The sequence below is a fragment of the Nonomuraea candida genome, assembly GCF_000725485.1.
In the GTDB taxonomy this organism is placed as follows: Bacteria; Actinomycetota; Actinomycetes; order Streptosporangiales; family Streptosporangiaceae; genus Nonomuraea; species Nonomuraea candida.
This window is the reverse complement of the sequence record NZ_JOAG01000030.1, coordinates 1-11788: the sequence shown is the minus strand read 5'-3', so window position 1 is coordinate 11788 and position 11788 is coordinate 1. Positions and strand designations below refer to the sequence as shown.

Here is an 11788-nt window from a genome sequence, read left to right as displayed (position 1 = left end):
CGCGCCGGTGGGCGCGCGCCCCGGGGTCAGAGGGTGCGCAGGTAGGCCAGGCCGTCCGTGGCCAGCGCGTCCTGGCTCTCGGCGAGGGGCCGCCAGATGGAGGCCGCGGTGGCGATGCTCCGGTTGTGCGCGGTGAACGACTCGATGACGAGCGGCCCCTGGTAGCCGGCGTCGCGCAGGGCCCGGGTGAAGCCGGGCCAGTCGAAGCGGTCGGCTCCCGGCGTGCCGCGATCGGTGCCGCACACCTGCACGTGCCCGATCCGGCCCGCCGCCGCCCGCACCGCCCGGGCGGGGTCCTTCTCCTCGATGTTCAGGTGGTAGACGTCGAGAGCCAGCGGGCAGTCCTCGGGCAGCGCGTCGAGGGCCTGCTCGACGGTGTTGAGGAGGCTGGTCTCGTACCGGTTGAGCGGCTCGACCGCGAGCCGCACCCCGCGCCCGGCCGCGTGGTCCAGGACGGGCCGCAGGTTCTCGCGCAGCTCGGCGTAGGCGCCGCGGCGCTCGTCCGGCGAGAGCCGCCACGTCCGGCCGACCGACGCGTACGCCGGCCCCGCGATCACCGGGGAGCCGACGGCCGCCGCCACGTCGGCGCAGTGCCGCAGGTAGTCCTGGGTGTCCCGGACGGTCTGCGGGGAGGCGGCCACGAGCTCGCGCCCCGGCGGCATGACCAGCACCACGGAGGCGGCCAGCCCGTGCTCGGCCAGCAGCGCCGCCGCCTTGTCCGGGTCCCAGTCGCCGGGCCGCTCGACGGGCAGCTCGATGGTGTCGAAGCCCCACCGGGCGATGCGCGGCGCGAGCCGCGCCAGCTCGTCGTCGGTCAGCGGGGAGACCCAGACCCAGGTGTTCACTCCGATGGAGAACATGGCGTCCCTCTTCGTCGTCGTCTCGGCTCAGCTCTTCTTTCCGCCCCAGTTCTCCGGGAAGCCGGGCAGGTCCTCGCAGCCGCACAGGGCGTAGTGCAGCGGCGGCATGTCCGGCTGGAGGTAGGTGGGCAGGGTCTCCTCGGTGATCTTGGGCTGGGGCAGGTTCCAGACCTTCGGCACCTCCTCTCCCTTGAGGATCTTCAGCGCGGCGATGATCGGGGTGCGCCACTGGTAGGTCGGGTACGTGGGGGCGATGGCGGTGAGCTTGGCGTCCTTCCATTTCTGCAGGAAGTCCTGCTGGTCCTCGCCGGTGATCGGCGGCACCGGCAGGCCGGCGTCCTCGAACGCCTCGACCGCGGCCACGGCGGTCGCTCCGGAGTCCATCCAGAGGCCGTCGAGCTTGCCGTGCCGCTGGATGTAGTCGTTGACGATGCTCTTGGTCTTGGCGGCGTCGCCGTCGGTGAACTCCACGCCCACCACCTGGAGCTTGCTCTTGTCGAAGACCACCTTGGCCGCCGACCAGCGGGTCTCCAGCACGTCCACGCCGGGGCTGATGCGCAGCGCGAGGACCTTGCCGCCGGCCGGCACCTTCTCCACCAGGAAGTCGGCGGCGTCGGCGCCGTACAGGTAGCCGCCGATGGGCTTGATGAACGTCACCGGGCAGTCGGTCTCCACGCCCCGGTCGAACACGATGACCGGCACCTTGCCGCAGGCGCCCTTCACGGCCGGGGTCAGCGTGGCGGTCGTGTTGGGCGAGACGATCAGCGCGTCGCATCCCTTGGCCTGCAGCTCGGCGATGTCGGAGATCTGCTTGTCGTCCTTGCCCTCGGCGTCCAGGGCGGTGAACTTCGCGATCTCCTTGTGCAGGCCGGCCTCGGCCTGCATGGTCTTCCAGCCGACCTGCCGCCAGGGGTTGTTGACCGCGGCGTTGGAGAAGCACAGGTGGTACGGCCCGTCCTTCTTGAACGTCTTGGTGTCGGTCATCTCGGGGGCGATGGCCTGCTCCCACGGCTTCCCCTCGGGGCCCTGCGGCGTCTGCGACCGCATGGCGAGCTGGGCGTCGAAGTCGGCCTGCACGAAGAACTTCGACTGCGTGCCCGTGCCCGACCCCTGGCCGCTCTGGGCGGCACTCGCGGCCGGCGCGCCGCTGCTCTGGGTGGCGGGCGGCTTGTCGGTGGTGCAGCCCGCCAGGGCGAGCGCGGCGAACACGGCGACCGTGGCCTTACGACGCGGCATGTGCGTCTCCTTTTCGGGGGGTGAACTTCCGGGGAAGTCGGACGGCTCCCGCCGCGACCGCGGCGATGATGATGACGCCCTGCACGGTGAACTCCAGTGCCCCCGAGATGCCGTACAGGTTGAGCAGGGTGAACAGCGCCTCCAGCGTGCAGGCTCCGGCCATGGCGGCGAGCACCGAGCCGCGGCCGCCGCCGAGCGCCACGCCGCCGAGGACGACCGCGGTGATGGCGGAGAACTCCAGCCCCTGGCCGACCTGGGCCGAGACGCCGGCGAAGCCGCCGAGCAGGATCGCGGTGACGGTCGCGGCCAGGCCGGAGAGCATGAAGGCGTAGATCTTGGCCCGGTGGACCCGGACCCCGGACAGCGCCGCGGCGCGCTCGTTGTCGCCGGTGGCCATCAGCGTCTTGCCGAAGTCGGCGCGCATGAGCCAGATCGCCGCCGCGCCGGCCGCCAGCAGGATCAGCACCGACCACGGCACCGGCCCGAGGCCGCCGCGGCCGAAGGCGCGGAAGCCCTCCGACAGCGCGCCGCGCGGCGCGCCGCCCGACCACAGGAACACCGCCCCGGACAGGACGAGCAGCATGCCGAGCGTCACGATGAACGACGGCACCCGCAGCTTGGTGGTGATCACGCCGTTGACCAGCCCGACGAGCAGCCCGATGACGATCAGCAGGGCGAGGACGGGCCAGGTGGCCGACTCGTCGCCGTCGATGAGCCGGGCGGCGATCACCACTTCGGCCGTCACCAGCGAGCCGACCGACAGGTCGAACTCGCCCGAGACGATGACGAAGTACTGTCCCGCGGCGAGGATCACCAGCGGCGCGGCGCGTTTGACGAACGCCAGGAAGCCGGCGGGCTCCAGGAAGAAGGGATTGACGAAGGCGATCGCGGCCAGCAGCACCACGAGGACCGCGAGGATGGGAAGGGCCCGCTTCATGCCGGCCGTCCCTTGAGCCGCCGGGCGTAGACGGCCACCGCGACGACGATGACCACGCCGCGGACCACGTCCTTGACGAAGGAGTTGACCTCCAGCTGGTTGAAGAGGGTGTCCAGGACGGCCAGCAGCAGGACCCCGCCCACGGTCCCGGCCACGCCGCCCTTGCCGCCGGCCAGCGCGGTGCCGCCGAGCACGACCGCGGCGATGGACTCCAGGTCGTAGCCGCCGTCGGTGCCCACCGTGGGCGCCCCGGCGCCGAGCCGGCTGGCCAGCAGCAGGCCGGCGACGCCGGCGCAGAGCGAGCACAGCACGTGGGTGAGGACGACGACCCGCCCGGTGCGGATCCCGGACAGGCGGGCGACCTCCTCGTTCCCGCCGACCGCGTAGATCCGGTATCCCAGCCGGGTCCTGCTCAGCAGGAACCAGGCCGCGACGGCCACGCCCGCCCACAGCAGGGCGGAGACGGGGACCGGCCCGATCCGGGAGTAGCCGAGGAGCTGGAACGACTCGGGCACCTTCCCGGCGGGCCCGTCGTAGAGGTGGTCGAGGACGCCCCTGATGATCAGGGCGACGCCGAGGGTGGCGATGAAGGCGTGGACCCGGAGCCGGGTGATGACCAGCCCGTTGACCAGCCCCACCAGCGCGCTGACGGCCAGCACCGCGGCGACCGCGGGGACGATGTTCCCGTCCCGGCCCGCCATGATCTCCGCCGCGACCAGCGAGGCCAGGCTGATCAGGTACGCCACCGACAGGTCGAGAGAGCCGGCCAGGATGGCCAGCGTCTGCCCGACCGCCACGATGCCGAGGGCCGCGGAACGCTGCTGGATCCCGACGACGCTCTCCATGGTCAGGAACTGGCCGCCGTCGAGCGCGACGAGGACCCAGCCGAGTGCGATCAGGCCGAGCAGCGCGAGGAACACCACCTGGGTGGGCTCGCGCAGCCGCGCCGCCACCGAGACGCCGCTCATGACACCACCTCCGCCGCGGCCAGGCGCATGATGGCCTCCTCCGAGGGGCCGGCGGGCAGTGTGCCGGCGATCCGGCCGTCGCGCAGGACCACGACGCGGTCGCTCATGCCGATGAGCTCGGGCAGCTCGGAGGAGATCATCATGATGGCCATGCCGTCGTTGGCCAGCTCGCGCATCAGGTCGTGGATGGCGGCCTTGGCCCCCACGTCGACGCCCCGGGTCGGCTCGTCGAACAGCAGCACGCGCGGCGCCATCGTCATCCATTTGGCCAGCACGACCTTCTGCTGGTTGCCGCCGGACAGGTAGCGGACCTCCTGGTCCTGGCGCGGCGGCGCGAGGCGTACGCGTTCGAGCAGGTCGCGGACGCCGTCGCGGCCCCTGGCGCCGACCGCGCGGGCGACGAGCAGCGCGTTGTCCCGCACCGACTGCCGGAGGGCGAGCCCTTCGGCCTTGCGGTCCTCGGTCACGAGCCCGATGCCCAGGGCCACGCCCTCGCGCACCGAGCGAGGCCGCGACGGCGTCATCTCGCCCTCCGTGAACGGCTCCGCGCCGAAGATCGCCTTGGCCAGCTCGGACCGTCCGGAGCCCTGCAGGCCCGCGATGCCGACGATCTCCCCGGCGCGCAGCTCCAGATCGATGTCGCGGAGCTTGTGGTTGCCCGCGCCGCGCAGGCTGAGCCGGGTCTCGCCGGCGCCGGGGGAGCGGGGCGGGAAGTAGGTGCCGAGGTCGCGGCCGACCATCAGGCGGATCAGCTCGTCGGAGGTCACCTCCGCGATCGGGCGGGTGGTGACGCGCGAGCCGTCCTTGAGCACGGTGACCCGGTCGGCGAGGTCGAAGACCTCTCGTAATCGGTGGGAGATGTAGAGCACCGCGACGCCGCGCTCGCGCAACCGCCCGATCAGCCGGTAGAGCAGCTCGACCTCGTGCTCGGCCAGGGCCGCGCTGGGCTCGTCCATGACGACGAGCCGGGCGTTCACCGACAGCGCCTTGACGATCTCGACGACCTGCTGCTGGGCCACCGACAACCGCTTGACGGCGTCGCGCGGGCCGAAGGAGCCTTCGCCGAGCTCGTCGAGGAGCCGTGCGGTGGCCTGCTCCATCGCCGCCCGGTCGACCAGGCCACGCCGGACCGGCTCGCGACCGAGGAAGACGTTCTCGGCGACCGTGCGCTCGGGCAGCAGGTTGAACTCCTGGTAGATGATCGCGATGCCGGAGCGCTGGGCCTCGAGCGGATGGCCGAAGGAGACGGGCCGCCCGTCGAGCTCGATCGTGCCCTCGTCCGGCGCGTGAACCCCGCAGATGATCTTCATGAGGGTGGACTTGCCGGCGCCGTTCTCGCCGACGACGGCGTGCACCTCGCCGGCGGCCACGTCGAGATCGATCCCCGACAGCACCCGGACGCCCAGGAAGCTCTTGCCGATGCCGCGCATGCTCAGCACGCGTTCCACCTCCAGCTCGCCGCCCCGCGGAGACCGGCCTGCCGTGTCCTCTCGGGCGGCGACACGGCTGATCGGGGGGTGGCCGCGGCGGCTGATCTGGGGGCCCGGGCACGTGCCCGCCCCGTGAAACCTGCCCCGAGGGAGGGAATCCTCCGGCCATCGGGCGGTTTCTGGCTTATGTCCCTCATGTTGCCGGATGCTAAAGGCGTCTTATGTCGACGGTCAAGCAAAACTAGCGGGTAGGGATGGCATAACTATGATGTGACCTGAAAGGTTCGGGTTTCAAGGAACGGAGCAGGTGTTGACTGAGAGCACGCTGATCGACGCCGGCGGCTCGGCCGCCGGAGCAGGGGCCCTGCTCTCGATCCTGCGCGACGGACGGCCGCGCACCCGCGCCGAGCTGGCCCAGCTCACCGGATGGGCCCGCTCGACGCTCTCGCTCCGGCTGGACGCGCTGATGCACCAGCGCCTGGTGGCGCCCACCGACGACGCGATCCACTCCGGCGGGCGCCCCGCGACGACGTTCGCCTTCAACCAGAGCGCACGGGTCGTGCTCGCGGCGGACCTCGGCGTGACGCACGCCCGCCTGGCCGTCACCGATCTCGCGACCAACCCGCTCGCCGAGCGCAGTGCCGAGATGCCCATCGACCGGGGGCCGGTGCCCGTGCTGACCTGGCTCGTCGAGACCTTTCACGAGCTGCTCGCCGAATGCGGCCGCGGCCTGGCCGACGTGTGCGGCATCGGCGTCGGACTCCCCGGGCCGGTAGAACACGGCACCGGCACGCCCGTCAACCCGCCGATCATGCCCGGATGGAACCGCTTCGCGGTGCCCGAGTGGCTCAGTGCCCGGCTCGGCGCGCCCGTGCTGGTCGACAACGACGTGAACATCATGGCGCTGGGGGAGTACTGGGCGGTCAGATCGCAGGTCCAGCACCTGATCTTCGTCAAGGTCGGCACGGGGGTGGGCTGCGGCATCATCAGCGAGGGCCGCCTCCATCGCGGCGCCCAGGGAGCGGCCGGCGACATCGGGCACATCCGGGTCCCCTCGTTCGAGGAGGTTGTCTGCCGCTGCGGCAACACCGGCTGCCTGGAAGCCGTGGCGGGCGGCGGGGCTCTGGCCGCCCGCCTGCGCGAGGCGGGCGAGGACGCCTCCGCCAGCCGCGACGTCGTCGAGCTGGTGCGCGCGGGCAACGTCCGGGCGGTCCAGGCGATCCGGCAGGCCGGCCGCGAGATCGGCACGGTCCTGGCCTGGGTCGTCAACTTCTTCAACCCCTCGTTCATCGTCGTCGGAGGCGACATCGCGGAGGCGGGCGAGCATCTGCTCGCCGGAGTCCGCGAGGTCATCTACAGCACGTCCCTGCCGCTGGCCACGCAGCATCTCAACATCCTGACCAGCGACCTGGGCGACCGCGCGGGCGTCACCGGCGCGGCCGTCATGGTCATCGAGCACGTGCTGGCGCCCGAGGTGGTCGACCAGGCGGTGACGGCCCTGAGCGCCGAAGGATAGGGCCGCCATCTCCTGACTTCTGCATGATCATCGACAGAAGCCGCTCGTGCCGCCACGCTAGCTGACGGTGGCGGCGCCGAGGACCGCGCTCGGGGCTGGTCACCGGCCGCCTGCCGGCCGCCCGCAGGTCGCTCACCGGGCCGCCTGCCCGCCGCTCACCGGGCCGGCTACCGGCCGCTCACCGGGCCGGCTACCGGCCGCCCGCCGGGCCGTCCGCAGGCCGCCCGCAGGTCGGCCGAGGCCGGGGGGTTGAGGCCGCCTCCCGGCTCAGGCCCGGCCACGCCGCTGTCGTCCCAGCGTGATCGTCGGCGCGGAATCGATTCGTCACCTGCCACGGGGTCGCAGAGGCTTCGGCCTTCGGGCCGGTTCCAGCTTGACCAGGGTGATGTGGGTCGTCTGCCAGATCTGGCATTGACACGCGCCGGCCTCGGATCTACGCTCCGGGTCGAATCGATTCGCCGCCCAGGCGCGGCGAACGCAGGGACGCACCACCGGTCACTCCGCCGCCCGGGGCCATCGCGGCCCCACCCCCCGCCTTCAGGAGCAGCCCGTGAACACCCGCTTACGCTCACTCCTCCGCACCGCCACCGCCCGCGTCGCCGTATGCGCGCTGGCCATCGCCGGCCTCGCCCTGCCGGCCACCGCCGCGCAAGCCGCCGCCGCGCAAGCCACCGACGCGCAAGCCGCCGACGAATCGATCACCGTGGACTTCGCCACGGCCGGCGGCTCCCCGGCCTACCGGGCCTCCGGCTGGATCTACGGCATGACCGAGAACGCCTCCGGACCCGCCGACCACTTCTACCGCGACGTCAAGTTCCGCTTCATGCGCGCCGGCGGCGCCCAGCTCGGCGCTCCCGGCGGCTGGGTGGCGGGCGGCTACGAACGCCGCTGGAACTCCACGCTGGCGCAGGCGCGCCGCACCATCGCACTCGGCGGCGAGTTCATCCTGCTCCCGCACGATCTGTGGGGCGCCGACGGCTTCCCGATCTCCCGATTCCCCGGCGACGGTGGCGACTGGAGCGACTACGACGCCTTCCTCACCCGCCTCATCAACGACGTGCGGGCGGCCGGGATCGCCGTGCAGTGGGACATCTGGAACGAACCCAACCTCAACCTGTTCTGGAACCGTCCGCAGGCGCAGTACTTCGAGCTGTGGCGACGCAGCTACCAGCGCATCCGCGCCGCCTTCCCCGATCAGCTGATCGTCGGCCCGAGCTGCGCGTGCGTGCCGTCCCCCGGCCACCCCTGGTGGAACCAGTACCTGGACTTCATCCGCGCCAACGACGTCATCCCCGACATCATCAGCTGGCACTCCCTGCCCGGCGACCCGGTCGCCGACGTCGCCGCCGCCAATGCCACCCTCGACCCGCGTGGCATCCCGCATCCGCGCCCGTACCAGATCAACGAATACGCCGCCCCCGACGAGCAGAACCCCGGCGACGGATCGTGGTACATCGCCCGGCTGGAACGCGCCGGCGCCGACGGCCTGCGCGCGAACTGGGCCAGCAGCGGCAACCTGCACAACGACCTGGGCAACCTGCTCGTCCGCCACCAGAGCGGACAGCACCTGCCCAAGGGCGAATGGTGGGTCTACCGCTTCTACGCCTCGCAGACCGGGCAGATCGTCTCCGTCACTCCAAGCCCGGCCTACGACGCCTTCGCCACCAAGGCGGACGGCGTGGCCAAGGTGCTCGTCGGTGGCGGCGGCACCACCGGCAACATCGCCGTCCGCCTGCAACGCCTGGACGCCACCAGGGGAATCGTGCAGAACAACCAGGTGCGCGCCGTCGTGCAGCGCATCCCGTACAACGGCGGCGGCGCCGTCCAGGGCCCGGTCACCGTGCGGAACACGATCGTGACCCTCTCCGGTGACGGCGCCACGCTGAACCTGCCGCACACCGATGCCGACGAGACCTTCACCGTCACGCTCCTGCCGCCCTCCGACGGCGGCTTCACCTCCGTCGCCGTCGCCCAGCATTCCCAGCAGTGCCTGGACAACACCGACCTCAGGACCGACGACGGCAACGTCCAGCAGCAGTACCACTGCGAGGGCGGCGATCAGCAACTGTGGGACTTCCGCCCGGTCGCCGGCGTGCCCGGCGCCTACACCCTCGTCAACCAGCTCAGCGGCAAGTGCCTCGACGTCTCCGGGGTGTCGGCCGCTGACGGCGCCCCCCTCATCCAATGGAGCTGCGGCAACGGCGCCCAGAACCAGCAGTTCACGTTGCGCAAGGTCACCTACCCGGGCAACGATCCCCATGACTACCAGCTCGTCGCCCGGCACAGCGGAAAGTGCGTGGACGTCAGCGCCATCTCCACCGCGCCCCGCGCGGTCGTCCACCAGTGGACCTGCAACCCCGTCAACCAGGCCGGCCCGCTGAACCAGACCTGGCGGATCTGGGGCCGCTAGCCAGGCCCCGGCAAGTCCGGCCCCGGCAAGCCAGGCCCCGGCAGGTCCGGCCCCGGCAAGTCCGGCCGCATCCCCGGCGGCGGCCAGGCGTCTGGCCACGTCGCGGGAGAGGTGCGCTCGGCGCAGCCGCAAGGGGCTGTCATGACGGCGCCTCTCCCGCGATGTCGCGTGCCGTATCACCATGCCGCGATCACCATGCCGCGATCACCATGCCGCGATCACCATGCCGCGATCACCATGCCGCGCGTGTCCATTGCTGGTTGGCGCCGGTCCCGCACGGCCACTGGATGACGGCCGCCGCGTTGGCGGTCGATGCGCCGGTCACGTCGGCGCATTTTCCGCTGTGCCGGGCGCGGAGCTGGAAGTACGCGCCGGTCGCCACCCACTGCCATTGCTGGTTGGCGCCGGTCCCGCACGGCCACTGGATGACGGCTGTGCCGTCGGCGGTCGACGCGCCGTTGACATCCAGGCACTTGCCGCTGTTGCGGTTCACGATGCGGAAGTGGCCGCCGCCGGCGTCCTGGAATGTCCACTGCTGGCTCGCCCCGTTGTACCAGGGCCATTGGATGATCGGGGTGCCGTCGGCCGTCGAGCTGGCGTTCACGTCGAGCACTTGGCCGCTGTTGCGGTTGCTGATCCGCTCGTACACCGGCGTGGTCGTCCCCAGCGGCTGACCCATGACAGGCCATCCGCCGCTGAACGTGATGGGGCGGATGTTCAGCGTGCCGCGGCCGTTGGCGTTGGCGTCGTAGAAGTGGTAGGCGAACATGCGCTGCGGCCCGTCGTCGAAGGGATCACCGCCGCCGGCTGCTACCTGGGGGTGCGCACCGGTGAGAACGGTGGTGCCGCCGCCCCTCGCCATGTCCACGCCGTCGCGGTCGAGGAACGGGCCTGCCGGGCTCGTCGAGCGGCCGACCACGGTGTAGTACGTACTGTTGGTGCCCACGCAGCAGGTGCCCCTCGATCCGAAGAGGTAGTAGTACGCGCCGTCTCGCATCATCGCCTGGTTCTCGATGTTCTCCGCGATGCGCCACATTCTCGTGTCCGACGGCGAGAGCTTGCCCGTCACCGGGTCGAGGACGCGCAGGTAGGTTCCGGGCCAGGAGCCCCACATGACGTACATGGTGCCATCGGCGGTGAACACGTTCGGGTCGATGGGGTAGTTGATGTCGGTGACCTCGCCGCGGTCGGTCCACGGGCCGGCCGGGTCCGGCGCGGTGGCGAGCCCCATCAGCGCGGTCGTCTGCTGACCCCAGTAGGAGGCGGCGTAGTAGAGGTGATACATCCCGTTGAAGTAGTTGATATCCGGGGCCCACAGCTCCGGCGGGGTCCGGCCGAGGCGAGCCGTGATCCACGCCGGTACCGAGTTGAAGATGGTGCCGACATACGTCCATCCGCTCGCGCCGCCCGCGTCGCAGGTGCGGCGAATGGAGATCGTCCCTCCGCCGCGGCCGCTGGTTCCGGTCGAATAGCCGTAGTAACAACTGCCCGCCTTGATGACGGAGGGATCGTGCATCGCGACATCGCCCGTCAACGCCACGGCGGGTTGCGCGCCGATGCCGAGGAGCAGGGCCAAGCACGAGAGGGATGCACCGATGAACGTGTGCCGGCGGCGGCGTGGCCGTGACGACCATGCGCGTCCCGCCGCTGGACCTGGGGATGACATGCGCATTCTGCGGGACCTCGATTCCCTCGCATGGGGACGGCCACAGTGGTTCGTGCGTTCGGTTGCCAACCGCTGCTGGGCGGCCGTCGGCGGGCCTTTCCTGCCGGTGTGCGGAAGAGGAAGGCCACCGGCCCCGGATCGGTGCCCTTCCTCCGCCCCCGTCGTGGCGTGCGTCGCCGGTGCGCTAGCTCGGCACCTGGACCAGTGACCAGTGCTGTTCGGGCCGGTTCTGGTCCGGCCACTGGATGACCTGGGCGCCGTCGGCGGTCGACCCGCCTCCGACGCTGAGCAGCTTGCCGCTGTGGCGGGCGCGGATCTTGTAGTAGGCGCCGACCGGTTCGAGGGTGAAGGATTGGTCGAAGGCGAGGTTCTGCACCCACTGGGCGGCTCGTGCGGCGTCGGCGGTGTCGGCCCCGAAGATGGACACGGCGCGGCCGCTGTTGCGGTTGAGCAGTGCCCGGTAGCCGTCGCCGACGTCGGTGATGTGCCAGTGCTGGTTGTGGCCGCCGTTGTCCGTCCATTGCACGAGGTTGGTGCCGTCGGCGAGGGCGGCGCCGTAGGCGTCGAGGACTTTGCCGCTGTGCCGGTTGACCAGTTTGTAGTACGGGCCGGTGGAGCGGCCGAAGTCGATGTCGGCGTGGCGGAGGGTGTTGAATCCGGCGATGATCAGCACGCGGCCGGTGCGGGGCACGTAGGTGAGGTTGCGGAAGTATCCGCTCTCGATGGTGGTGTGCTGGCGGGTCCAGGTGCCGGTGCTGCTGCCGG

General features: G+C 71.4%; 9 protein-coding genes. 2 read left to right on the top strand and 7 right to left on the bottom strand.

Features of this window, described 5'->3' with window-relative positions; genetic code table 11:
* Positions 1–26: 26 nt before the first annotated feature.
* Genes IO39_RS27635 through IO39_RS27615 form a run of 5 tightly spaced genes read right to left on the bottom strand, consistent with a single transcriptional unit; the run spans position 27 to position 5431 of the window.
* Positions 27–860: a sugar phosphate isomerase/epimerase family protein gene (locus tag IO39_RS27635; protein ID WP_043628902.1), complete on the bottom strand. Its 834-nt coding sequence runs from the start codon at positions 858–860 to the stop codon at positions 27–29.
* Positions 861–887: 27 nt separating this feature from the next.
* A complete protein-coding gene (locus IO39_RS27630) occupies positions 888–2096 on the bottom strand; it encodes a substrate-binding domain-containing protein (RefSeq protein WP_043628901.1) in 1209 nt (402 codons plus the stop codon).
* Complete coding sequence (locus IO39_RS27625) at positions 2083–3033, bottom strand: ABC transporter permease (protein ID WP_052423436.1); 951 nt, start codon at positions 3031–3033, stop codon at positions 2083–2085. Before IO39_RS27625 ends, IO39_RS27630 begins: the two co-directional genes overlap by 14 nt.
* Entirely contained in the window at positions 3030–4001 is a 972-nt protein-coding gene (locus IO39_RS27620) for an ABC transporter permease (RefSeq protein ID WP_043628900.1), read from the bottom strand. The genes IO39_RS27625 and IO39_RS27620 overlap by 4 nt, the downstream gene beginning before the upstream one ends.
* Positions 3998–5431, bottom strand: a complete 1434-nt coding sequence (locus IO39_RS27615; RefSeq protein WP_211267201.1) for a sugar ABC transporter ATP-binding protein — start codon at positions 5429–5431, stop codon at positions 3998–4000. The genes IO39_RS27620 and IO39_RS27615 overlap by 4 nt, the downstream gene beginning before the upstream one ends.
* Positions 5432–5738: 307 nt before the next feature.
* Here IO39_RS27615 and IO39_RS27610 point away from each other — a divergent pair, with 307 nt between their 5' ends.
* Both IO39_RS27610 and IO39_RS27605 read left to right on the top strand, forming a co-directional pair.
* Entirely contained in the window at positions 5739–6947 is a 1209-nt protein-coding gene (locus IO39_RS27610) for an ROK family protein (protein ID WP_052423435.1), read from the top strand.
* Positions 6948–7497: 550 nt separating this feature from the next.
* Positions 7498–9357 carry an RICIN domain-containing protein gene (locus tag IO39_RS27605; protein ID WP_043628897.1) on the top strand — a complete coding sequence of 620 codons (1860 nt, stop codon included), beginning with the start codon at positions 7498–7500 and terminating at the stop codon, positions 9355–9357.
* 232 nt (positions 9358–9589) lie between these two features.
* Here the strand turns inward: IO39_RS27605 and IO39_RS27600 are convergent, their stop codons facing one another.
* Both IO39_RS27600 and IO39_RS27595 read right to left on the bottom strand, forming a co-directional pair.
* Entirely contained in the window at positions 9590–10933 is a 1344-nt protein-coding gene (locus tag IO39_RS27600) for an RICIN domain-containing protein (protein WP_211267191.1), read from the bottom strand.
* A 274-nt stretch (positions 10934–11207) separates the two neighbouring features.
* Positions 11208–11788 (bottom strand): RICIN domain-containing protein (locus IO39_RS27595; RefSeq protein ID WP_169789128.1); only part of this gene is annotated, 581 nt, incomplete at its 5' end.